The following is a 23,999-nucleotide window of genomic DNA, read 5'->3' on the forward strand; positions in this document are numbered from 1 at the left end:
GACGTTAACCAGATAACGTCCCGACCACAAATTTCAGGGTTCTACGAGGCCGGCCCGGATGGCGTACCGGGTCAGGTCCAGGCGGTCGCGCATGCCGAGCTTCTGCAGGATGTTGGCCCGGTGCCGATCGACCGTCTTCACGCTGATGACCAGCGTCTCGGCGATCTCCTTGGCCGAGTTGCCCTCCGCGATCAGCTTGACGATCTCCTCCTCACGGGGCGTCAGGATGCTCTCCGGCATGCGCTCGCCCTCCTTGTCCCGCTGCAGGTAGTCGCGGATGAGCGCGGTGACCGCGCCCGGATAGAGGAACGGCTCCCCGCGCATCGTGGCCCGGCACGCCTCCAGCAGGTCCTGGTCGGCGACCGACTTGAGCACGTAGCCGGACGCGCCTACCTTGAGCGCCTCGAAGAAGTACTGCTCGTTGTCGTACATCGACAGGATCAGGATGCGCACGCCCGGCGCCCGCCGGGAGATCTCCCTGGCCGCCTGCAGTCCGGTCATGCGCGGCATCGCGATGTCCAGGATGGCCAGGTCCACGGCCTCCTCCGTGGCCTGCGCCACCGCCTGCGCGCCGTCGGCGGCCTCGGCGACCACCTCCAGGTCGGGCTCGGCGTCGAGGATCAGCCGCAGCCCCCGGCGGACCAGCGCGTGGTCGTCGGCCAGCAGGATCCGGGTCTTGTTCACGAAGATGTGCTCCGATTCGCGATATCCGGGATGACCAGGCTCACGCGGGTGCCCTCGCCTGGCGGGGAGTCGAGGGTCAGCCGGGCGCCGATGAGCAGGGCGCGTTCGCGCATGCCCCGGATCCCGGCGCCCTCCGTGTGCGCGCCGCCCCGGCCGTTGTCGGCGACGCGCAGCACCAGGCCGCCGTCCTCGGTGGCCAGGCACAACTCGGCACGGGTGGCGCGGGCGTGCCTGGCGATGTTCGTCAGGCTCTCCTGCGCGATCCGGTACAGCACCAGCTCGACGTCCGCGCCCAGGTCCGGGTGGTCGTGCTGCATCGAGCGGGTCACCTGGATGCCGGCCTGGGAGACGTCGCTGGCCAGGGCACTGAGCGCGGCGTGCAACCCCAGGTCATCCAGTACGCCGGGGCGCAGGCGGCGGGCGACCTGGCGTACCTCGTCGAGGCTGGCGCGTACCGTCTCCTGCACACCGTGCAGTTCCTCACGCAGGTCGGCGGGGGCACGGTCCACCACCCGCTTGAGCCCGAGCAGCACCACGGTCAGGCTCTGGCCGATCTCGTCGTGCAGTTCGCGGGCGATGCGCCGGCGCTCGCCCTCCTGCGCGGCCAGCGCGTGGGCGCTGCTGGCGCTGCGCTCGGCCTCCAGCCGGTCCAGCATGGCGTTGAAGGTGTCGATCAGGTGGGTGAGGTCGCTGTTGCCGCTGTCGGCCAGCCGGTCGCCGGTGCGCAGCAGGTCGACCCGCTGCATCAGCGTGGTCAGCGCGTTCAGCGGGGCCAGGCTGCGGCGCAGCAGCAGCGCGTTGGCGCTCAGCATCACCGCCAGCCCCACCAGCAACACCGGCACCTCGGCCCACACCACCGGAGCCGATACCGTGGCGGGGGAGACGGCGAGCACGAGCGTGCCCACCGCGAACACCAGGCCGTTGATCAGGACGAGCCGCCGGAACAACGCCTGAGCCGGCGGATGTGACAGAACGCCCTCCGCGTGGGGCTGCCGTTCGGCGCGATCGTCCATCTCACCAGCCTGTTCGTCGCAGGGTGCGGTTGTCCATGCGGTTTGTCCCCCATCCGGAACGTCGTCCCTACATGTTCTATCCATGCCCAGATGGGTGTTGAACCCGATGGTCATCCGATCCGCCCGCCCGGAGACTTGAGCGGAGCCGGATTGGAGACAGCGACATGGACGTCACCCGCACGACCGTGCCGGGCAAGGGCACCGTGCACCACCTCGTCACCAGGAGGGGGCAGCGTTTCGGCGTCCTCGTGGAGGACGGCGGGCGGCGGCTGCTGGTCTACGATCCCGCCGACCCGGACGCGCCCCCGCAGGAGATCACCCTCGGGCAGGACGAGGCCGACCAGGTCGCCGACCTGCTGCACAGCAGGCCCGTCCCCGACCGGCTGGCCGACCTGGAACGCCGTGTCGCGGAGATCGCCGAGGCGGCGCGATGACCCGGCCCGGAACGCCGTGCCGCGGAGATCGCCGAGGCGGCCTGATGACCCGGCCGGGGACCCCCGGTCGCCTCGCCGAACGGGATGAAGTCATGCATGCCAGCAATATCGCCGTGAACCTGCCGACCGTGACCGTGAACGACCCGGTCACCAAGGCCGTGCGGCTTATGGCGCTGGGCCGGATGCCCGGCCTGATCGTCGTGGACGGGCGGGGCAGGCCGGCGACCGTGCTGCCGGGCACGCAGGTGTTGCGGCTGGCGGTGCCGGGGGCCTACCAGGAGGATCCGGCGCTCTGCCGGACGATCGACGAGGCGCACGCCGACCTGTTCTGGGGTGAGCTGGGCGAGCTGACCGTGGGCGACTGCCTGCCGCGCCAGCCCCCGACCCCGGCGACCGTGCCGCTCGACGCGACCCTGCTGGAGGTCGCCGCGCTCATGGCGCGGCTGCGCAGTCCGCTCGTCGCGGTCGTCGGCCGCGACGGCGCGCTCACCGGGGCGATCACCCTGGAACGGCTGCTGACCAGCCTGGCCCTCTCCAGCCCGGACGACTGAGCCCGGACGACTGAGCCCGGACGACTGAGCCCGGACGACTGATCCCGGACCCTGATCCCGGACCCTGATCCCGGACCACTGAGCCCGGCGTCCGACCCGGACGAATACACCCGGCCTCGGCCGGCACAACTGACAGACCCCCAGATCACCGGGCGTGTGCCGGCGGCCACGCCCGTTTACGCATGTCCATCATCCGAAAGGCTTGCCGTGTTCCCCCACCACCTGTGCCCTGACCTACCCGTCTCATCCGTCTCGGGCGCCCTGTCCGCCGGACCGCCGGGGCGAGCCGGATGAGCGCCATCATCGCACTGGCGATCTTCCTGGTGGCCTTCTTCTTCATCGCCACGGAGAAGGCCAACAAGGTCAAGGTGGTGCTGATCGCCGCGGGGCTGATGGCCGTGACGGGCCTGATCCCGGGCGCCGAGGTGTTCTTCTCCGAACACGAGGGCATCGACTGGAACGTCATCTTCCTGCTGCTCGGGATGATGATCATCGTTGGCATCATCAAGCAGACGGGCGTCTTCGACTACCTGGCCATCTGGGCCGCCAAGAAGTCCAAAGGCCGGCCGTACCGGCTGATGGTCATGCTGATGGCCATCACCGCCATCGCCTCGCCCTTCCTCGACAACGTCACCACGATCATGCTGGTCGCGCCGGTGACGATCGTGGTCTGCAACCGGCTGCGGATCGCCGCGCAGCCGTACCTGATCGCGGAGGTGCTGGCCTCCAACATCGGCGGCGCGGCCACGCTCATCGGCGACCCGCCCAACATCATCATCGGCAGCCGCGCCGGGCTGACCTTCAACGACTTCCTGATGCACATGGCGCCGATCGTGGTGGTCATCTTCGCGGTGTTCGTGCTGGCCTCCCGGTGGTTGTTCGCCGGCACGTTCGAGTACAACGCCGACCGGGTGGCCGAGGTGATGGCGCTGCAGGAGAGGCGGGCCATCACCGACCCGAAGCTGCTCGTGCGCTGCCTGGTCGTGCTGGGCGCGGTCGTGGTCGGGTTCGGGCTGCACGCGGTGGTGCACGTCGATCCGTCGATCGTGGCGCTGGTCGGCGCCGGGGTGATGCTGCTGGTCTCCCGCGCGAACGTCTCCGACGTGCTGCGCGAGGTCGAGTGGCCCACGCTGGTCTTCTTCATGGGCCTGTTCGTCATGGTCGCGGGCCTGGTGCACACCGGGGTGATCGCCTCGATCGGCACATGGGCGGTGGAGACGCTGGGCGACAACTACTTCGTCGCCGCGACGGCGCTGCTGTTCGGTTCCAGCGCGCTGGGCGCCTTCTTCGACAACATCCCGTACGTCGCCACGACCGCCCCCATCGTCGAAGGCGTGGTCGCCGCGGCGCCCGACCCGGGAGTCGGGCAGGCGCTGTGGTGGGCCTTCGCGCTCGGCGCGGACTTCGGCGGCAACGGCACCGCGATCGCGGCCAGCGCCAACGTGGTGGCCATCGGCATCGCCGCACGCAACGGACACAAGATCAGCTTCTGGCAGTTCACCCGGTACGGCATCGTCGTCACCATCGCCAGCACGCTGATGGCCTGGCTGTACGTGTGGCTGCGCTACTTCACCTAAGGAGATCCCAGGGGTAAATCAGGGCAGATCACCGATGATCGGGGGCCGCGGCACCCGGCATCGTGAAGGGTATGAACCCCGCGAACCGCCTGGCCCAGCTCTCCTTCACCGCCGGACCGGCCGCCCTGCTGGGCGGCTGGTTCCTCATGCGCGTCATCCACGGCGACCTCGTACCGGGGCCCTGGTGGACGGCCGCGCACGCGGTGTGGCTGGTGGCCTACCTGATGTTCGGCGTCATGACGCTGGCCATGCGCGGCCTGGCCAGGCCGGTGTCGGGCGGACGCCGGGTGGCGGTGGAGGTCGTGACCGTGGCGGCGCTGCTCAGCGTGGCGGCCAACATCGTCCAGATGGGCATCGACCTGTACGCCGGTTTCGCCGCCGCGGACGGTGCGGCGCTGGAGGCGATCCTGGACCAGGTCCGGGGCTATCCCGGGGTCGAGCCGATCGTGTACGGCCCGGGGGCGCTGCTCTTCTTCGCCGCGGTCCTCGTCCAGGCGATCCTCCTGGCCCTGCTGCACCGGGTCACGCCCGTCAGCGCCGCCGTCACCGTCGGGGGCGTGGTGCTGCTGGCGGCGGCCACGTTCCTGGACGGCAGGAGCTCCGCGCTGGTCGCCGTGGGCATGGCGGTGATGTGGCTGGGCACCCTGCTGCTGGGCCGGGGCCGCTCCGGCGGACCCGGCGCGCTCACCACGTCACCCGCGCCCGGCCCGCTCACGACGTCGCGATGAGCCCCTTGACGTCCGCGGGTTCGTCGACATAGCCGAGCCGCAGCACGAGGTCGGCCACCTGCTGCAGCCGCCGGGGGTCCAGTGCGGTGGGGTAGGAGCCCAGCGACACGCTGGCGGCCGTTTCCGCCTCGATCTTCGTGTACTTGGGCAGCACCGCCTCCACCTCCTTGCGGTCACTCGCGGCCCGCTGGCCCTTGGCCAGCGCCCGCTGGAAGGCCGCCAGCGTCGCCGGGTTCTTCGTGCGCCACTCGTCCGTCGCCATCCAGCCGCCGGACGGCAGGTCCGCATAAGGTCCCGAGGCGGTGCCCGGCAGGGCGCGCAGCACACCCTTCCTGATGCCCTCGGTGAGGAACGGCTCGGCCACCCAGGCGGCGTCCGCCTCCCCGTCGTCGAGCGAGTGCGCCATGACGGGGAACGGCTTCTCGACGAAGGTGACGTTCTTGTCGCTCAGGCCGGCGTCCTTGAGCAGCGCGGTGACGCCGAGCGTGGCGGAGCCCTTGAGGTTGTTGACCGCGACCTTCTTGCGCTTCAGGTCCCGGACGGATTTGATCTTGGAGTCCGCGGCCACCACGATGCCGTAGCTGGCGATGCCGGCCTGGGCCAGAGCGCCGACGATCTTGAGTTCCTTGCCGGCGGCCCCGGCCACGATGGAGGCGACGTAGTCGGTCTGCGCCAGGTCCAGAACTTCGGCCTCGACCTGCGGGACCATGGCGCCGGCACCCGTGCCGGTCACCGGCTCCACCGCCAGGCCCTCCTGGGCGAAGTAGCCCTTGGTCAGGGCGATGAACAGGGGCGCGACGTCGGCGGTGGGCAGGACGCCGACCCTGATCGTCTGCTTCTCCGGTGCGGGTTGCGGAGGCGGGGCCGGTGTCGCCGTGCAGGCCGCCGTCATGACGGCTAAGACGGCGGCTGCCAGGATGGTCCGGAGTCTCATCACGGTGCTCCTCAAGGGGGGGGACGGGCAGGGGAGCGTACCGGAGGAAGATCAGTGTGCGAAAGGGCAATTCCGCTCGAAGGGACGGTCGGGCAGGTAACGGCGCCACTCGGCCGCGGTGAGCGCGCGGCCCGCCCGCTCGCACGCCGTCCTGGTCAGGGCCGCGACGGTGGTCGGCAGCCTGGTCAGCCGCCCGCCCCTGCCGATGGCCAGCAGTTCGGCGGAGCCGGCGGTGAAGGCGACGGATCTGGCGCTGTCGGGCAGGCGCACCATCGGCCCGATGCGCCGCCCCTGCCGCACGTCCCAGAGGCCGAGCTGTTTCTCCTGCGAGGCGAACGCGAACAACTTCCCGTCGGGGGAGAACGCCCCGTCCCACGCCGCGCTGCCGGTCCGCAGCCAGTCGCCGATCTGCTTGCCCGTGGCGACGTCCCAGACGCCGGCCTTGCCGGAGAAGTGCACCGCGACCAGCTTCTGGTCGGGGCTGAACCAGACGTCCTGCGCCTGCGCGGGCAGGGACAGCCGCGCCCCGATCGGCCGGCCGGTCTCCAGGTCCACCACCCGCAGCCGGTCGGCGTCCAGCCCGATCAGCCGCCCGTCCGCGCCGGCGGCCCAGCCGAGCAGTCGCGGCCTGGGCACGTCCTTGAGCCGCCGCCCGCCGGGCAGCGACCAGAGCGTGAAGGTCTTCTCGCCGGCCGTCCAGAGGCCCTTGGGTGTCGGCAGGGCGGTGTCCGGCTCGCTCGTGACGGCGAAGGCGGGCGTGAGCTTCGCGAGCTCACGCCAGGTGGCGGTGTCGCGGACGGAGACGTCGTCGCCGTTCCTGATGGCCAGCGCGCGGCCGTCGCGGCTGAAGGTGAACTCGCCGTCGTACGGGTCGAAGGCTTCGATCGGCAGTTTCCTGCCGTCCAGCGTGACCTCGGCGGCCTCCAGCGCGTGGGTGATCGAACGGCCGGCGTCGCCCAGCCGTACCGCGTCCATGGGCTCGTCCGCGTCCGGGCTCGGCCGCAGCGTGACGACGGTGCCCTCGCTCAGGTAACGCAGCCCGCCGGTCCCGAACGCGGCGGCGCCCGGCCGGTCCTCCGGCTCCCGCTTGAGCAGCAGCGGCTCGTCGGCGCCCGGCCGCCAGACGGTGATCGTCTCTCCGACGCCCGCGAGCAGCTTCCCGTCCGGGCTGAACACGGGCGTCGCGCCGGGCTCCCAGCCGTCGAGCGTGTAGAGCTCCTTGCGGGTAGGCGTGTCGTACACGGTCAGGCCGGCGTCGTCGCTGACGGCCAGGCGCAGGCCGTCGGGGCTGAAGGCGGGAAAGCTCTGGCAGTTGCCGCAGATGCCGCGAAAACCCGCCCGCTGCCTGCCCGACGGCAACTCCCAGATCGTGCGCCCGGCCACGGCGTAGTCGCCGCCCGGATGGACGGCGGCCATGAACATGGTGGGCAGCGGCGTCGTCTTGCCGCTGGTCCAGTCGAAGACCTGAAAGCCCTGCCCGATCGACGTCAGCAGCCGCCCGCCGCTGAACGCGACCGTTACTTCGAGCTCTTCGGCCGCGGGCAGGCTCTTGCCCACCTGCCGCCCCGTCGCCAGCTCCCAGACGCTGACGGCCCGGATGTCGGCGATGGCCAGCAGTTTCCCGTCCTGGCTGAGCGCGGCCTGGCGCAGCTGCCTGCCGGGCAGGCCGGTGAAGCCGCCCGTCCGCCTGCCCGTCGCAACGTCCCACACCCTGACCTCGTCCGGGCTGACGCTGACCAGCGAGCGGCCGTCGTGACCGAGCGCGCGCACCACGTCGGGGCCGGTCGCCGGGTCGTGGAAGACCGCCGTGGCCGGGTCCGTCACCGAGGCGACCAGGCTGGACCTGGCCTCTTCCGTGGGCGACAATTCACCGGCCGCCGCGCTGAGCAGCATGCCCAGCACGGGGTCCCGGCCGCGTACGGCGTCGGCGGTGGCCGCCAGCCCGGCCGACTCGGCGGCGTCGCGCTGCCCGGCCAGCGTGGCGCCCTGCTCGGCGAGGTCCGCGCTCTGCCGCAGCGCCAGCCCGCCCGCCGCCAGGGCCAGCACCAGCAGCCCGGCCAGCGCCACCGACACCAGCCGGGTGCGGCGCGAGCGCCGCCTGGTGAGCGCCGCCCCCGCCGCCAGGAAGTCCCGCTCGGCCGGGGTGAGCGTGAAGTGGCGGCGCCGGACCGCGGCCCAGCCCAGCGCGTCGTCCAGCGTGCTGCCGGAGAACAGGTCGCCGTCGTTGCGGCCGCGCTGCAACCAGCGGACGGCCGCGCTGCTGATCCGGCGGTGCACGGCCAGCCCGTCCCGGTCGGCCGCGATCCAGGCCCGCAGCCGGGGCCAGGCCAGCGGCAGCGCCGGGCGCAGCAGCCGCACCGGGTCGCCGCCCGAGACCAGGTAGGTGAAGGCCGCCAGCACCGGCTCCATGCCCTCGGGCAGCTCGGACCTGCGCGGCTCGCGCAGCGCCAGCTCGCCCTCGTCGGTCACCGTGACCAGCCGCAGGAACAACTCGGGCACCAGCTCCTTGTCGGCGGGCCCGAGCGCGGCGTAGGCGTCCTCGGCGATCGTGCCGAGCGCGGGGTCGTCGGCGGCGGCGCCGATCCGGCGGCCGTCGCCGGCGCCGAGGGCGAGCAGGCTGGGGGTCGCCAGGGTGCCGTCGCCGCTGAGCAACCCCAGCAGCAGCTCGCGCGACGACGGGCGCAGGGCGGGATCCTTGGCCAGCGCCGCGCGCACCGGGCCGCGCAGCGTGTCCGGCAGCACGCCGAGGTCGGGATCGTGGGTGAGCACCCGGTGCATGACCGCGCCGAGCGCCTCACCGGTGAACGGATCACGGCCGGTGGCCGCGTACAGGACGATCGCGCCCCAGGCGAAGACGTCGGCGGCCGGTTCCGCGCGCTCGCCGGAGAACACCTCGGGCGCCATGTAGCCGGGCGTGCCCCGTACCATCCCGGTCGAGGTCAGCGACATCTCCAGGGTGCGCGCGATGCCGAAGTCGATCACCCGGGGCCCGTCCGGGCCGAGCAGCACGTTGTCCGGCTTGAGGTCGCGGTGCACGACTCCGGCGTCGTGGATCGCGGTCAGCGCGGTGGCGATCGCCGTGGCCAGCCGGTGCAGCTCGGCGCCGCCGAAGGTCCGGCCCGCCGTACGCAGGCTCGGACCCTCGACGTACTCGCTGACGATGTACGGCCGCGGCCCCTCCAGATCGGCGTCCAGCACCTTGGCGGTGCAGAACGAGGCCACCCGCTGCGCCGAGACCGCCTCCTTCACCATCCGGTCCCGCAGCCCCGGCTGCCCGGCCGGGTCACCGCTCAGCACCTTGACCGCCACCCGCGTGCCGGCCGGGTCGTAACCTTCGTAGACGACCCCCTGGCCGCCCGCCCCGAGGCGGCCGGCCAGCCAGTAGTCACCGAGCCGCTGCGGATCCCCGTCGATGAGCGCTGTCCCCATGAGAGGTCTGACGCCGGCGAGGGCGATTCAGTTGCGGCAGGTCACACGCGCTTGCCGTTGATCCACACGTTGCGCAGCTCCAGGCCCCGCACCTCGGTCACCTCGTTGGGCTCGGCCATCTCCTCGAACACGCTGTTGCTCACCCGCACGCCCCTGATCGGGTTGCCCGGGTTGCCGATCAGGTAGAACGCCTTGGGCGCCGTCCCGGCCCGCAGTCCCCTGATGTCGATCGCGCCGACGTCGGGGAAGTAGGGGCCGGTGTTCTTGTTCTCGTAGTTGAGCGCGATCTCCACGACCGAGTCGGCGGCCTGACCGACCGTGATGTCCCTGAAGTACAGGTCCCTGACGTAACCGCCGCGCTCCGGGTTGGTCTTGATCCGGACCGCGCGCTCCAGCCGGGCGCTGCTCATCTCGCAGTCCCACGCGAACACCCAGCGCACCCCGCCGGTCGTCTCGCTGCCGACCGTCACGCCGCCGTTGCCGTCCCGCATCTTGCATCCGGTCACCAGGATGTTCAGGGACGGCTCGTTCACCCGGCGGCCGTCGGCGTTCTTGCCCGCCTTGATCGCCACGCAGTCGTCGCCGGTGTTGAACTCGCAGCCCTCGATCAGCACGTCCACGCACGACTCCGGGTCGCAACCGTCGTTGTTGGGGCCGTGCGGGCTGTCCACGACGACCTCGCGGATGGTCACGTTCGTGCACAGGACCGGGTGGATGTTCCACATGGGGGAGTCCCTGACCGTCACGCCCTCGATGAGCACGTTGCGGCACCGGTAGAGCTGGATCAGGTTCGGCCGCAGGTAGTGGCCCTCGCCGAAGACCCGCTCCGCCACCGGCACGCCGTCCTCGGCCAGTTGCGCGAGCAGCTTCTTGTCGGGGCCCTCCGACGGCGCGGGGTCGCTCGACCAGTCCCACCAGTGCGTGGCGTCGGCCTGGCCGTCGATCACGCCCTTGCCGGTGATCGCCACGTTCGTCCGGCCGTGGGCGTAGATGAACGGGGAGTAGTTCATCAGCTCGATGCCCTCGTACCTGGTGGCCACGATCGGCAGGTAGTCGGCGGGGTCGCGGCTGAACCGGATGGTCGCGCCCGCCTCCAGGTGCAGCTCGACGTTGTCGGCCAGGTGGATCGCGCCGGTCAGGTACGTGCCCGCGGGCACCAGCACCCGCCCGCCGCCCGCCGCCGCGCACGCCTCGACGGCGGCCTTGAACGCCTCGGTGCACTTGACCGTGCCGTCGCCGACGGCCCCGTGGCCGGTGACGGGGAAGGTCCTGGCGGGGAAGCGGGGCGCGCGGATGCGCCGCCTGATGTGCGGAACCCGGGCCCATGCGGCCCCCGACGGTGTTTCGGCGTGGGCGGGCGCGGCCAGCAGGGCGCCGCCCATGCCCGCCGCCACGGCCAGGAACCTCCTGCGGGAGTGCGGGGTTAATGGCTTCATGGTGTCCTCCGGTTCATAGTGGGGGGTTCAGCCCTTCACCCCGGTCAGCGTGATGCCCTGGATGAAAGTGCGCTGGGCCAGGAAGAACAGCACGATGACCGGGATGAGGATCACCGTGCTGGCCGCCATCAGGGGCCCGAACTGGGTGCTGTACTGGGTGGAGTAGTAGGTCAGCCCGAGTGACAGCGTGTACATGTCGGAGTCCGACAGGTAGATCAGCGGCCCCAGCAGGTCGCCCCAGCCCGCCAGGAACTGGAACAGGGCCACCGCCGCCAGCGCCGGCTTGGCCAGCGGCAACACGATCCGCGCGTAGATCCGCAGCTCGCCCGCCCCGTCCACGCGCGCCGCGTCCAGCAGGTCCCTGGGGATGGCGCGGAAGAACTGGCGCAGCAGGAAGACGAAGAACGGCCCGCCGAAGAAGTGCGGCACGATCAGCGGCAGGTACGTGTTGGTCCACCCCATCTCGCGGAACAACGAGAACAGCGGCACCATCGTCACGTAGAACGGGATCATCATGGTGGCCAGCAGCGCCACGAACACGACGTTGCGCCCCGGCCACTCGATGCAGGCCAGACCGTAGGCGATGAACGAGCTGGACAACACCGCGCCCAGCATCGAGAACGCGCAGATGACCATCGTGTTGAGGAAGTAACGCAGGAACGGGAACACCTGCAGCCCGTCCACGTAGTTCGAGAAGGTGATCTTCTCGGGGAACCAGACGATGGGGAAGGCGTTCAGCACGTCCACCGTCTTCAGCGAGGTCGTGACCATCCACACGAACGGCAGCAGGAACACGATGCTCAGCGTGATCAGCGTGGCGTGGGCGGCCATCGCCTGCAGCAGCCGCCGGTACATCATTGGCCTCCGTAATAGACGCGGCGGCCCACCAGCCGGAACGTGGCGACGGTGATGGCGGCGACGATCGCGAAGAGCACCCAGGCGATCGCCGACGCGTAGCCGACCTTGAAGTACTGGAACGCGTTCTGGTACAGGTACAGGCCCGACACCAGGGTCGAGCCCGCCGGGTTGCCCGTGCCGCCGGTCATGACGTACACCGGCGTGAAGAACTGGAAGCCGCCGATCAGGCCCGTGACCAGCGCGAACAGCATGTGCGGGCTGACGTAGGGCAGCGTGACGTGCCGGAACCTGGACAACCAGCCCGCCCCGTCGGAGGCGGCCTGCTCCTGGAGCGTGGCGGGCACGTCCTGGAGCCCCGCCAGCATGATCACCATCAGGTTCCCGACGCCCCACGCGCTCATCACGATCAGCGCGGGCTTGGCCCAGTCGGGGTCCGACAACCAGCCGGGCCCGGTGAGGCCGACCTTGGCCAGGGCGTCGTTCAGCAGGCCGTACTGGGGGTCGAAGATGTACATCCAGAGCACCGCCGAGGCCACCGCCGGCACGATCGTGGGCAGGTAGAACACGGTCCGGTAGATCGACCTGCCGCCCACCCCCATGTTGAGCAGCAGCGCCAGCCCGAGCGCCACGGCGATGCCGAGCGGCACCGACCAGACGACGATGTAGAGCGTGTTCCACAGCGACGACCACCACACCTGGTCGGTCAGCAGGTCCGTGTAGTTGGCCAGGCCGATCCACTCGGGCGGGTTGACCAGCGTGTAGGAGGTGAAGCTGTAGTACAACGAGGCCAGGACCGGATAGGCGGTGAACCACAGCAGCCCGATGATGGCCGGCGCGGTGAACACCAGCCCCCACATCGTGTTACGTCGGCGCATGTCGCAGTCCCATCTGGTTCTCGAAGCGCTCGGCCTCCCTGCGCGTGTTGTCCCTGACCACGCGCAGGGCCTCGGCCGCCGGGATCTCGCCGTAGATCGCGCGCGCGACGTGGATCTCCAGCTGCTGGCTGAAGTAGTTGGTCGCGGGCAACGACGGCTTGATGTTGGTCGCGGCGAACATCGCGTCGTAGGAGGGCCGCAGGATCGGGTCGGCCTTCATGCGCTCCAGCGCCGGCGAGCCGAGGTAGCCGGGCGGGTAGTTCACGGTCTCGAACTCGGCCAGCGTGCCCTCCGGCGTGGCCGAGAACCAGCGCAGGAACTCCCACGCCGCCTCCGGATGCCTGGCCTCCTTGGGGATGAACGCGCCCCACCCTCCGATCCAGGTGCCCGCGCCCGGCTTGGTGGCGCCCGGCGGCTGGTACGGCAGCAACGTCGAGCCGTAGTCGAAGTCCGGCTCCGCCTCCAGGATCTGCCGGATGCTGCGCGGCCCGAGCGGCGCCATGCCCATGTGCCCGTACCCGAAGGGGTTCATCTGCAGGGTCGGCGGCGCCACGTTGAGCCGGTCGGCGCCGCCCAGCGATTTCGCGTACCTGGCCATCCAGTCCACGGCCGCGACGATCCGCTCGTCGTCGGGCGTCACCTGGCCCGTGCGCGGGTCCACGAACTCGCCGCCGAAGGCGAAGCCCCAGGTGAAGGCGGCGTTGGCGAAGCCGGCGACCTGCCAGGGCACGATGCCGACGCGGGAGGCGCCGGACCGGCCGACCTGGGTGATCTCCTTGGACAGCTCGTCGATCTCGGTGACCGTGCGCGGGGGCCGTTCCGGGTCGAGGCCGCACTCCTCGAACAACTTCTTGTTCCAGTAGAAGGGGAAGTTCGGGTCCACGTCCCACTGGAGTTGCCAGACGCGGTCCTTCCACCGCATGCCCTGCCAGACGGCCGGCAGGAAGTCCTTTTCGCCCAGCCCCGCCCCGCGTACGAGGTCGGTCAGGTCGGTCATGATGCCCAGCTCGGCCCACTGCGGAACCTGGAACGGGATCACCTGCGCCAGGTCGGGCGGGTCGCCGGCGGCGATGGACACCAGCAGCTTCTGCTGCTCGCCCTGGCCGGTCGTCGGCGCGTACACCACCTCGACGCCGATCTCGTCCTGCACCGACTCGAACCGGGTGGCCAGCTCCACCCAGCCCTGCCCGTCGATGCCGCCGAACAGGTTGTAGAAGACGATGTTCGTGCGCCGTCCCGGCGCGGGCTTCTTGCTCAGCCCCTGCGTGCCGGCGACCGGCTCGCCGTCCACGATGGTGCATCCGGACAGGGCGGCCAGGCCGGCCGCCCCGGCGAGGGTGCGCAGCGCCGCGCGCCTGCCGATCCTCAGGACCATGCCACGGAAACCCCCCGCCGCTCGGCCATCGTGCGCTCGCCCACCTGGTACGGCTCCACGCGCCGCACCGCCGTGTAGAAGTGGTGCAGGCGGCCTTCCCGGGTGATGACGGCGGGTTTGTGCGCGTAGGTGTCGTCGGCCGACCCGGCAGGGCCCACGTCGACGAGGATCTCCTCGCCCTTCTCCCAGGTACGCAGGTCGCGCGAGACCGCGTACCCCTCGCGGGCGTGCCCGTCGAAGGACAGCCCGAAGTAGAACATCACCCACCAGTCGCCGTCCCGCAACACGCACGGGTCGGAGGCGAAGCGCTCGTCGAACGAGCCCGGCCCGCCGTTCGGCACGATCGGCGTGTCCCGCGGGCGCTCCCAGTGCTCGAGGTCGGGGGAGACCGCGTAGCCGATCTGCTCGCGCCAGCCGTCGTAGGTGCGGTTCTTGGCGTTGTAGAAACAGTAGTAGAGGCCGTCGTGGCGCATCAGCCACGACTTGTACAGCCCGCCGCGCTCCCACTCGCCGCCGTCCTTCGGATGCAGCACGGAGCCGACGTCCCGCCATTTCCGCAGGTCATCGCTCTCACAGAACCCGATGATCGCCGCGCCGACCTCCATCCCGGCCTCCGGATAGGCGTGGTACGTGCCCACCGCCCTGCCGTCGATCCACGTCACCTGCCCGTCGGAGCCGAGCCGGTTGTCGCGCACGATCGAGGTGAGCGCGGCGTTGTAGCGGCGGTACGGATGATCGGGGTCGCGCGGGAACACCACCTCGCCCGGCGTCCAGCTCTCCAGGTCCGATGAGCGGCTGAGCGCGGTCTGGTAGCCGGTCCCGTCGAAGCCGACGTACGTCATCAGGTACTCGCCGCCGTCGGAGGCCACGAACGGGCAGTCCACGAAGAGGCTGTCGAAGCGGCCCGGCTCACCGGACGGCCCGACCAGCAGCCGCCCGGCCTTGTCGGGGGTCCTGATCCGCGCCGGATCGAACGCGCTCATCGGCCCGCCCCGAACGTCCACTGCCCGGCGGGCACCCGCCAGGCCCGCTCCCCGACCGGGACCGCACCCTCGGGGGCCTTGTACCGTGACAGGCCCAGGTCGGGCAGCCGCACCTCGGCCGACGAGCCGGCCGGCACCTCCACCTCCAGCGAGTACGCCCCGTCCGCCCGCTGCCACGACACGCCGATCGGGCCGAAGGGCGAGGCGGTGCTCGCCCGCACCGAGGTCAGGTCGCCGGGCGCGGCCGGCTCGATGAGCAGGCGGCGGAAGCCGTTGGAGCCGGGGGCCTGCCCGATGCCGCCCAGGCCGCCGTAGAACCAGGCGTCGATGGCGCCCAGCATGTAGTGGTTCTGCGACAGGCCGCGCGTCGGCCCGTCCCACGCCTCGGTGAGCGCGGTGGCGCCGTTGCGTACCTGGTAGCCGTAGCTCGGGTGGGTGGTGGAGGTGGCGAACCCGAACAGCTCCTCGTGCCGGCCCGCCCTGGTCAGCACCTGGTAGAGCGCGGGCAGCGCGATCTCGCCGACCGTGATGTCGCCTTCGCGCACGGCCCCGCCCAGCCGGTCCAGCACGCCGGGCGCGAGGTCCTCGGGGACCACGCCCATGTCCAGCGCGAACACCTCCGACGCCTGCCCGCCGCCGCCGAACCGGCCGTCCTTGAAGAACGCGCCGGTGAACGCGGCCGAGATGGCGTCGGTCAGCGCCCGGTAGCGCTTGGCGTCGTCGTCGCGGCCCAGCACCCCGGCGACCTTCGCCATCGTGCGCGCCGCCCGCCAGTAGCCCCATGTCGCCACCAGCGGCACCGGCGTCGTACGGTCCAGGCCGAACCAGTCGCCGAGCCCGTGGCTGAGAATGCCGTCCCCGGACTTGCCCGTCAGGTAGTCCAGGTAGCGGCCCATCGCGTCGTAGTGCAGCTCCATGGCCGAGGTGTCGCCGTACCAGCGGTAGATCTGCCACGGCATGCGGATCAGCGCGCTGCCCCAGTTCGGGTCGTCCCTGAAGGCGCCGTCGAAGACGACGTACTCGGGCGCGGTGTCCGGGACCAGGCCGTCCTCCGTCTGCGCCTCCGCGATCGTCACCAGCAGCTCACGGCAGTAGGCGGCCACGTCGTAGTTGTAGGCCACGACGTCGAACAGCAGGTGGGCCTGCTCCAGCCAGCCCAGCTTCTCCCGGTGCGGGCAGTCGGTCAGAACGCTGTACATGTTGCCGCGCACCGCGCGGTCGATGATCGTGTGGATGTCGTTGAGCAGCGGGTCGGAGGTCTCGAACCGGCCGATCGGCGCGTTGTCCGCGCGCAGCACCAGCGCGGCGAGGGCGTCCGCGCCGACGTGCTCGGGCAGGCCCTGCGCCTCGACGTAGCGGAAGCCGTCGTAGCGGAAGGTCGGGTGCCAGGTCTGCGGCCCGTCCTTGGTGACGTAGGTGTTGAAGATCGGCGCGCCGGTGGTGGGCTTGGACTGCACCACCCGTCCGAAGTCGTCGAGCTGGTCGCCCGGCAGCAGCCGCAGATACTTGCCTGCCGGAAGGTTGAGCCGCAGCTCGGGCCAGCCCGCGACGACCGCGCCCACGTCGAACACGGCCGTGCCGTCGGTCGCGACCAGCTTCTCGACGGCGGGCAGGTCCTCGGTGACCTTGACGGGCGGGCAGGCGCGGGAACGGAGCATCCCGGCGTCCTCGGGGCGGACGGTCACCGGGCGCCAGCCCGAGCGGTCCGCGCCGGGGGCGTCCCAGCCCGGGAGCTCCAGGCGGGCGTCGTGGTCCTCGCCGCCGTACCAGTGGGAGCGGGTGGTCGGGCCCTGCGTGGCCAGCCAGTTCGCGTCGGTGCCGAACCGGTCGGACGTGCCGTCGGCATAGCTCACGTCGAGCTGCGCGATCGCGCGCGGGGCGCCCTTGGAGCCGAAGAACTTCATGTAGCGGTCCTGGTGCGGGAACACGTGCGCGATCCCGGGGCCGAGCGCGAGGCCCAGCGCGTTGCCGCCCTCGCGCAGCAGCGCCGTCACGTCGTGGACGGCGTACACGACGCGCTGGGTGAAGTCCGAGTACGCCGGCTCCAGCACGGCGTCCGTCACCGGCGCGCCGTTCACCGACGCCACGTAGACGCCGAGACCGGCGACGTACAGGCGGGCCTGGGCGATCGCACCTTTCGCGGTGAACTCGCCCGCGAGCAGCGGTAGCGGGTGGCCCTCGCCGACGCGCGGGTCGTTGTTCTCGTCGTACCAGTCGGGGTGGGTGATCCAGGAGGCCGTCCAGTCGGTGGCTTCGAGCAGGCCCAGCTCGAAGCGGGCCTCCCGGCTCCAATCGGACCAGCGGCCCTCGGCGTCGCGCACCCGCACCTGCCAGCGCGCGGCCGTGCGGCTGGTCAGGGGCTCGCCGCCGTAGGTCACGCGCTGGTCGGCGGACTCGACCTCGCCGCTGTCCCACAACCCCGGCACCCGTACGTGGTAGGCGCTCTGCTCGGCCACGCCGTCGAGCTGCCAGCTCAGCACGGGACGGGCGGTCTCCAGGCCGAGGGGGTCGGTCAGGTCGCACGTTCGCAGGTTCTTCAGCATGACGCTCCCGTGATCTTGAGCATGTGGGCGGCGGTGGTGGGCGGCTCGGGCGGCAGGTCCGCGTGCAGCGCCCCGGCGGTCCGCCGCCAGGGGACGGGGCCGTGACCCAGCAGCTCGACCCGCGACGGGTCGCGCTTCAGCAGCCCGGCCGCCTCGCCCAGGCTGGTGATCGCGGCCTTCCCGGTGCCCGGGTAGGCCAGCAGGGTCGCGTAGACGTCGTCGCCGCGCCGGGTGAAGCGCACGTCGCTGGCCAGGTAGGCGCGGTCGGCCTCGTTGTAGTGCTCGTAGCCCTTGACCTCGCCCATGCCCGTCTCACCCTCGGCGGCGCGCAGCCAGGGGGTCGTGCCGTACACGCCCTCGCCGCACACCCGCAGCCAGTCGCCCACCTCGTCGAGCAGCTTGCGGGCGTGCGCGTCCACGGTGCCGTCGGCGTGCTGCGGGATGTTCAGCAGCAGGCAGCCGTTCTTGGCGACCACGTCGATCAGGGTGTGGATGACCTGCTGGGAGCTCTTGCGCGGATGGAACATCGCGTCGTCGTCGGAGCAGTCGAACCACTCCCCGTCGCTGGTGTCGAACTGCCACGGGTGCGGCTGGGCCTCATCGAGCTGGCGGCGCTCGCAGTCGAGCAGCACCGCCGTCCGGTCGAGGTCGGGCACGTCCTTGATCGAGACGATGCCGCCGGTGCCGCACGTGTTGTAGTAGTGCGCCAGCAGGTCCAGGCCCGCCGTGCTGACCGGCTGCGACTCCACCACGCTGCCCGCGTCGAAGGGCATCCGGCCGTCGTCCAGGTAGACCAGGTCGGGGCGGTAGCGGTCCAGCGCCGCGCGCACCCGGGCGTAGAACCGCTCGGCCTCGGCGGCCGGCGGCTTGGTGCCCGGGTCGTGGCGCGGCGGGTAGAGCTCCGCCGGGTCCAGGCCCTCCCACCAGGTGCCGGTGCCGTCGCCCCTGGTCAGCGCGCCGTCGTACGGCTCGCCGGTCTCCGGGTCCTTGCCGTGCGCCACGTCGAGCCAGCGCCAGGTCCAGTTGTTGTGGAAGCTGAGGCCGAACGGCAGGCCCGCACCGCGCGCCGCCCGCTCCCACGCCGCCACGATGTCCCGCCCGGGGCCCACGCGGGCGGTGTGCCAGCCGCGCTCCCCGGAGTCGTACAGGTCGAAGTTGTCGCAGTGGGTGGCCATCGACATGAAGTAGCGGGCGCCGCTGCGGACATAGAGGTCCATCAGCTCGTCGGGGTCGAAGCGCTCGGCCCGCCAGCGGGGGAACAGGTCCTTGGTGCCGCCTCCCGGACCGAAGTGGGCGCGGTGGTGGGCGTGCTGGCGGTCGGCCCGCTTGCGCTCCCACGGCTCCGACCAGGGCTGCATGCCGTAGAGGTGCCGGGCGTACCAGTCGCCCGAGCGGGCCACGGACTGCGCGCCCCAGTGCGACCAGATGCCGAACTTCGCCTCGCCGAACCACTGCGGGATCCGGTGCGTGCGCAGCGACTCCCACGTGGGCTCAAATCGCGTCATTTCACCACTCGTACGTCGAAGGGGGCCAGGCGCAGCGGGCCCGGTTCCAGGGGTTGGCGGTCGCCGGTCACCTCGGTCGCCGGGGCGGTCAGGGTCACCGTGTGCTCGCGGTCGGACCAGTTGTGCGCGAACCAGAGGCGCTCGCCACGGTCGTTGACCGCCGAGTGCACGGTGACCCGCGGCGCGTCCGTGGTCACGAGGCCCGTGCCCGCGGTGCTCTTGAACAGCTCGGCCGTCAGCTCCCGGCCCGGCAGGGTGCCCACGTAGGTCACCGTGCCGTCGCCCACGCGGTGCCGGGTGATCGCGGGCCAGCGGCCGAAGTGGTGGTGGTCGTAGAAGGCGAGCGCCTCGGCACCCTCCACCTCCAGCGCGTCGGCCCAGAACGTGGCCGTGTCCTGCTTGCCGAGCCCGTGCAGGGGGACCGGCTCCAGCAGCGTCGAGTACTCCAGGTAGCGCACCCCGGCCAGCGCGCGCAGCGGGCCCGGCGCGATCTCGGATCGCGCCCTGGCCTCCTCGTCGGCGTAGCCGGAGCGGAAGGTCAGGATCAGGTGGCCGCCGTCCCTTACGTAGGACTCCAGCTCCGCGGCCATCTCGTCGGAGAGGCAGTAGAGAGCGGGGGCCACGACCGTGGGCAAACGTTTGAACTGTGCGGGCGACATGAACGCCACCTGGCGGCCGGCGTCGATCGCGCCCCGGTAGAAGGCGGCCTGGATACGTTCGTAGGCGTCCCGGTCCGGGTTGCGGCCGTCGAGGGTGAGCGGCGACTGGAAGGTCAGCGCCCACTTGTCGTCGTGCGAGAACAGGAACCCGACGTCGGCGTCCGGCGTCAGCCCCGTGACGTCCTCCGCCGCCCGCTCCAGCTCCGCGCCCAGCGCCGCGATCTCGCCGTAGACGCGGCCGGGCTCCTGGGAGTGGCCGAGGATCCCGCCCCAGTACGTCTCCGCGCCGTAGGGCAGCGTGTGCCAGTGCCAGTACGAGATCATCTCCGCGCCCCGCGCCACCAGCGCCCACGCCGCCTGGCGGAGCTGACCGTCGTAGGGCGGCAGGTTGAGCTGGGACACCGCGATGGAGGTGGCGTTGGTCTCGGTCACCCAGTAGCGCCGTTGCTTGCTGGCGTACATGCGGTCGGCCGCCTGCAGCAGGCCGCTCGGTCCTGTGGCGAACCAGGCGACCTCGGTGGAGTCGTCGCGGGTCAGCGCGTCCTGCGGCAGGTAGTACGCGTTCCCGCTGGTGACCGTCAAATGCTCGGAGAGCTGTACGTCGTTCAGCGCCGGCCGCTGGTAGGCCAGGCACGTGGTGAGCTCCCGGTCCTCCGGCACCAGCCCGCGCACGATGCCCGCCTGCCAGCCGATGAACTCCGAGGTCAGCTCGGCCTGGAAGCGCCGCCACGCCAGGTCGTAGGAGGGCGTTGTGTTGCCGGCGGGCGGCCACAATTCGTCCCAGTGGCCGAGCCGGTGCGACCAGTACGTCAGGCCCCACTCCTCGTTGAGCCGCCCGACGTCGCCGTACCGCTCCGCCAGCCAGCCCTTGAACCGCTCGAACACCGGCTCGTTGTGGATGAGCAGCAGACCGGGCTCGTTGTCGAGCTGGATGCCGAGCACGGCCGGGTGGCCGCCGTGCTCGCCGATGACGGCGCGGATGACGCGCTCGGCGTACCGCAGGAAGATCGGTGAGGTGAAGTCGATCTCCTGCCGCGCGCCCCACGGGATCCGGCGGCCGTCGGCCCGCACGACCGCCAGTTCGGGGTGCTTGCGCTGCAACCAGGGCGGGATGGCGTAGGTCGGGGTGCCGAGCAGGACCTTCATGCCGCGCTCGTGTGCCGCGTCCAGGATCGGTGTCATCCAGTCGAGGTCGAACACGCCGTCGCGCGGTTCCCAGGTGGACCAGACGGACTCACCCACCCTGATGGTGTCGATCCGGGCCTGGACCATGAGGTCGAGGTCGCGCTTGAGATCGGGGGAGCGCTGGTATTCCCAGTAGTAGGCGGTGCCGAAGCGGATGCCGGCCCTGCTCGTCGGGGGTGATGGCGTCATGAGATCCCCAGCGATGTTAAAACGATTTACTAGATGATATATTTATTCAACCTTGGATGTCAATGCCTCTGGGATCTAGAGTCGGAGCGTTCCCGCTTGTAGGGTTTAAAACGTTTTGTCTCACCGGAGGGACGTTCGGATGGTCGATTTCCACGAGGACCCCGGGCCGGGCTCCGGGCGGCGGGCGGCGCGGGCGGACTTCGTCTCCGACGCGCCCCGGTTGTCGCTCAACGGCCAGTGGCGCTTCCGCCTCTCCGGCACCGCCCGGGGCACCGGGCCCGCGCTGCCGGACCCCGACCTCGACGACACCGCCTGGGAGACGATCCGGGTGCCGTCGCACTGGGTGCTGGAGGGCCATGACCAGCCTCTCTACACCAACACCGCCTACCCCTTTCCCATCGATCCGCCGCACCTGCCGGACGACAACCCCACCGGCGACTACCGCCTCCGCTTCGACCTGCCCCCGGACTGGCCCGCCGGCCGCAGTGTGCTGCGCTTCCAGGGTGTGGACTCCTGCGGCGCCGTCTGGCTGAACGGCGAACTGCTTGGCCACTCCAAGGGGAGCAGGCTGCCGTTCGAGTTCGACGTCACCGAACGGCTCAGGCCGGGGAAGAACGTCCTGGCCGTACGCGTGCAGCGCTGGTCGTCCGGGAGCTACCTCGAAGACCAGGACATGTGGTGGCTGCCCGGGATTTTTCGTGATGTGGAGCTTTTGTCCAGGCCCGAGGGCGGCATCGACGACTTCACCGTGCTGGCCTCCTACCGGGACGGCTCCGGCGCTCTCCTGGTCACCGCCGACGCCCCCGGCCTGGTCGAGGTGCCGGAGCTCGGGATCGGCGCCGCCACCGGCGAGCGGGTCACGATCGAGCGGGTCGAACCGTGGAGCGCCGAGCACCCCCGCCTCTACCGGGGCACGCTCACGGCGGCCGGGGAGACGATCGAGCTGGCGATCGGCTTCAGGACGGTCGAGATCGCGGACGGCCGGCTGCTGATCAACGGGGTCCCGGTGTTGTTCAGAGGCGTCAACCGGCACGAGCACGACCCGGACAGGGGCCGCTCGCTCGACCGCGCCACCATGATCCGCGACATCGAGCTGATGAAGCGGCACAACGTGAACGCCGTCCGCACCGCCCACTACCCGCCGCATCCGGAGTTCCTGCGATTGTGCGACGAGTACGGCCTGTGGGTGGTGGACGAATGCGACATCGAGACGCACGGCTTCATCTACTCCGGCTGGGCCGGCAACCCGCCCGCCGAGCCGATGTGGCACGACGCGCTGCTCGACCGGACCAGGCGCATGGTCGAACGGGACAAGAACCATCCCAGCGTGGTCGTCTGGTCCCTGGCCAACGAGAGCGACAGCGGCTCGGCCTTCGCCGCCATCGACGACTGGATCCGCGAGCGCGACCCCACCCGGCCGCTGCACTACGAACGCGACCCCAGCTACCGCCACTCCGACTTCTACAGCCTCATGTACCCCGCGCAGGACGACCTTGAGCGCATCGGTCAGCGCAAGGAGGAGCCGCCGGAGGGGGTCGAGCCGGACTCGCCCGACGACGTGCGGCGTCGGGGGCTGCCGTTCCTGCTGTGCGAGTACGCCCACGCCATGGGCAACGGCCCTGGGTCGCTGGTGGACTACCAGACGATCCTTGAGTCGTACGAGCGGTTCTGCGGGGCGTTCGTGTGGGAGTGGATCGATCACGGGCTGGCGGCGCTCGACGACCAGGGCCGGCGGTACTACCGGCACGGCGGCGACATCCCCTACGAGCCCAACGGCGGCCGGTACTGCCTGGACGGCCTGCTGTTCCCGGACCGCACGCCGTCACCTGGGCTGTCCGAGCTGAGCAAGGCGATCGAGCCGGTGGGGATCGCGGTGGAGGGCGGCGAGGTCGTCGTCACCAACAAGCACGACATGATCGCGCTCGACCACCTGGAGTTCCGTTGGTGGGTGGAGATCGACGGTGAGCGCGGCACCGGCGGGGCACTCCCCGTGCCACACTGCCCCGCCCGCTCGTCGGTACGGGTTCCGCTGCCGCCCGCCGCCGTCGCTGGAAAAGGCGAAACCTGGCTCACGGTCGAGGCGGTCCTGGCGGCCGACACCCGCTGGGCTCCGGCCGGTCACGTGGTCGCGTTCGGGCAGTCCCGCCTTGGCCAGGAACCGCCTCGCCGCCGCCCAGCCCGTAAGCTGCCGGACGCGACAGGGGAGTTGCGGCTGGGCGGGGCGGTGTTCGACGCCAGGACCGGGCGTCTCACCCGGGTCGGGCAGCTCGAACTGGACGGGCCGGTGTTCGACGTGTGGCGCGCCCCCACCGAGAACGACCGTGGCCAGGGTCCCAGGAACGCCCTGGCCGCCGACTGGGAGTCGGTGGGCCTGGACCGCTTCCTGCACCGCACCGGCGACATCGACCGGCCCGACGACCACACCCTCGTCGTGCACGGCCGCAGCGGTCCCGCCACCCGCACCCTCGGCTTCCGCACCACCTACACCTACCGCTGGCAGGACGGCGCCCTGCGCCTCCTGATCGAGGCCGACCCCGTGGGCGACTGGGACGACACCGCCTACGGGCACCTCACCGTGCACCCGCCCCGCGTCGGCACGAGGTTCGCCCTGCCCGGCGGCTACACCGACGTCACTTGGTTCGGCCCCGGCCCTGACGAGTCCTACGCCGACAGCCGGGCCGCCGCCCGCGTCGGCCGCTACTCGCGCCCGATCGACGACCTGCAGACCCCGTACGTCGTACCGCAGGAGAACGGCAACCACGTCGAGACCCGCTGGCTGGAGGTGGCGGGCCAGGGGCTGCCGACCCTGCGCGTGGACGGCGAGCCGCACCTGGACTTCACCGCCCGCCGCTGGACGAGCGAGGCCCTGCAGGCCGCCCGCCGCCCGCACGACCTGGCCGACTCCGGCCGCGTGTGGCTGAACCTGGACCACGGACAGCAGGGCCTCGGCAGCGCTTCCTGCGGCCCGGCCCTGCCCGAGCGGTACCGGCAGGCGGTCCGCCGCTACACCTGGTCGATGATGCTGGCCCTGGTGGACTGAG

The 23,999-nt window shown here is 71.3% G+C and carries 17 protein-coding genes; 5 read left to right on the top strand and 12 right to left on the bottom strand.

The features are described 5' to 3' along the window. Positions 1-33: 33 nt before the first annotated feature. Together AB0I81_RS13075 and AB0I81_RS13080 are read right to left on the bottom strand one after the other, a co-directional pair. The gene (locus tag AB0I81_RS13075) at positions 34-690 is read right to left on the bottom strand and encodes a response regulator transcription factor (protein WP_360655523.1); all 657 of its coding nucleotides are present in this window, start codon (positions 688-690) and stop codon (positions 34-36) included. Next, complete coding sequence (locus AB0I81_RS13080) at positions 681-1,697, bottom strand: sensor histidine kinase (RefSeq protein ID WP_360654794.1); 1,017 nt, start codon at positions 1,695-1,697, stop codon at positions 681-683. Before AB0I81_RS13080 ends, AB0I81_RS13075 begins: the two co-directional genes overlap by 10 nt. Before the next feature lie 164 nt (positions 1,698-1,861). Between AB0I81_RS13080 and AB0I81_RS13085 the strand changes: the two genes are divergently transcribed. The 4 genes from AB0I81_RS13085 (at position 1,862) to AB0I81_RS13100 (ending at position 4,987) form a co-directional block, all read left to right on the top strand. Continuing rightward, a complete protein-coding gene (locus tag AB0I81_RS13085; RefSeq protein ID WP_360654797.1) occupies positions 1,862-2,131 on the top strand; it encodes a hypothetical protein in 270 nt (89 codons plus the stop codon). 92 nt (positions 2,132-2,223) lie between these two features. Then, on the top strand, positions 2,224-2,682 hold the full coding sequence (locus AB0I81_RS13090) for a CBS domain-containing protein (protein WP_360654799.1): 459 nt from the start codon (positions 2,224-2,226) through the stop codon (positions 2,680-2,682). A 290-nt stretch (positions 2,683-2,972) separates the two neighbouring features. Continuing rightward, positions 2,973-4,259 carry an ArsB/NhaD family transporter gene (locus AB0I81_RS13095; RefSeq protein WP_360654802.1) on the top strand — a complete coding sequence of 429 codons (1,287 nt, stop codon included), beginning with the start codon at positions 2,973-2,975 and terminating at the stop codon, positions 4,257-4,259. Between the two features lie 71 nt (positions 4,260-4,330). Then, positions 4,331-4,987: a hypothetical protein gene (locus AB0I81_RS13100; RefSeq protein WP_360654805.1), complete on the top strand. Its 657-nt coding sequence runs from the start codon at positions 4,331-4,333 to the stop codon at positions 4,985-4,987. Here the strand turns inward: AB0I81_RS13100 and AB0I81_RS13105 are convergent. Genes AB0I81_RS13105 through AB0I81_RS13150 form a run of 10 tightly spaced genes read right to left on the bottom strand, consistent with a single transcriptional unit; the run spans position 4,971 to position 20,958 of the window. Continuing rightward, positions 4,971-5,921 (bottom strand): ABC transporter substrate-binding protein, encoded by a 951-nt coding sequence (locus tag AB0I81_RS13105; protein WP_360654808.1) that lies wholly within the window; start codon positions 5,919-5,921, stop codon positions 4,971-4,973. The genes AB0I81_RS13100 and AB0I81_RS13105 overlap by 17 nt on opposite strands. A 51-nt stretch (positions 5,922-5,972) precedes the next feature. After that, positions 5,973-9,350 carry a serine/threonine-protein kinase gene (locus tag AB0I81_RS13110; protein WP_360654812.1) on the bottom strand — a complete coding sequence of 1,126 codons (3,378 nt, stop codon included), beginning with the start codon at positions 9,348-9,350 and terminating at the stop codon, positions 5,973-5,975. 41 nt (positions 9,351-9,391) lie between these two features. Then, entirely contained in the window at positions 9,392-10,786 is a 1,395-nt protein-coding gene (locus AB0I81_RS13115; RefSeq protein ID WP_360654815.1) for a glycoside hydrolase family 28 protein, read from the bottom strand. 27 nt (positions 10,787-10,813) lie between these two features. Further along, positions 10,814-11,644 (bottom strand): carbohydrate ABC transporter permease, encoded by an 831-nt coding sequence (locus AB0I81_RS13120; protein WP_360654818.1) that lies wholly within the window; start codon positions 11,642-11,644, stop codon positions 10,814-10,816. Next, positions 11,641-12,519, bottom strand: coding sequence for a sugar ABC transporter permease (locus AB0I81_RS13125; protein WP_360654821.1), 879 nt, complete (start codon positions 12,517-12,519; stop codon positions 11,641-11,643). Before AB0I81_RS13125 ends, AB0I81_RS13120 begins: the two co-directional genes overlap by 4 nt. Beyond that, on the bottom strand, positions 12,506-13,894 hold the full coding sequence (locus AB0I81_RS13130; protein WP_360654824.1) for an ABC transporter substrate-binding protein: 1,389 nt from the start codon (positions 13,892-13,894) through the stop codon (positions 12,506-12,508). The genes AB0I81_RS13125 and AB0I81_RS13130 overlap by 14 nt, the downstream gene beginning before the upstream one ends. Next, positions 13,885-14,877 (bottom strand): hypothetical protein, encoded by a 993-nt coding sequence (locus tag AB0I81_RS13135; RefSeq protein ID WP_360654827.1) that lies wholly within the window; start codon positions 14,875-14,877, stop codon positions 13,885-13,887. The genes AB0I81_RS13130 and AB0I81_RS13135 overlap by 10 nt, the downstream gene beginning before the upstream one ends. Continuing rightward, the gene (locus tag AB0I81_RS13140) at positions 14,874-17,420 is read right to left on the bottom strand and encodes a family 78 glycoside hydrolase catalytic domain (protein ID WP_360654830.1); all 2,547 of its coding nucleotides are present in this window, start codon (positions 17,418-17,420) and stop codon (positions 14,874-14,876) included. The genes AB0I81_RS13135 and AB0I81_RS13140 overlap by 4 nt, the downstream gene beginning before the upstream one ends. Beyond that, positions 17,414-18,925: an alpha-L-fucosidase gene (locus AB0I81_RS13145; RefSeq protein WP_360654833.1), complete on the bottom strand. Its 1,512-nt coding sequence runs from the start codon at positions 18,923-18,925 to the stop codon at positions 17,414-17,416. Before AB0I81_RS13145 ends, AB0I81_RS13140 begins: the two co-directional genes overlap by 7 nt. Beyond that, positions 18,922-20,958: a beta-galactosidase gene (locus AB0I81_RS13150; protein WP_360654836.1), complete on the bottom strand. Its 2,037-nt coding sequence runs from the start codon at positions 20,956-20,958 to the stop codon at positions 18,922-18,924. Before AB0I81_RS13150 ends, AB0I81_RS13145 begins: the two co-directional genes overlap by 4 nt. Positions 20,959-21,097: 139 nt before the next feature. Between AB0I81_RS13150 and AB0I81_RS13155 the strand changes: the two genes are divergently transcribed. Further along, a complete protein-coding gene (locus AB0I81_RS13155) occupies positions 21,098-23,998 on the top strand; it encodes a glycoside hydrolase family 2 TIM barrel-domain containing protein (RefSeq protein WP_360654839.1) in 2,901 nt (966 codons plus the stop codon). The last annotated feature ends 1 nt before the right edge of the window (position 23,999 follow it).

Origin of the sequence: Nonomuraea sp. NPDC050404 (assembly GCF_040655495.1) — a bacterium.
Classification (GTDB): domain Bacteria; phylum Actinomycetota; class Actinomycetes; order Streptosporangiales; family Streptosporangiaceae; genus Nonomuraea.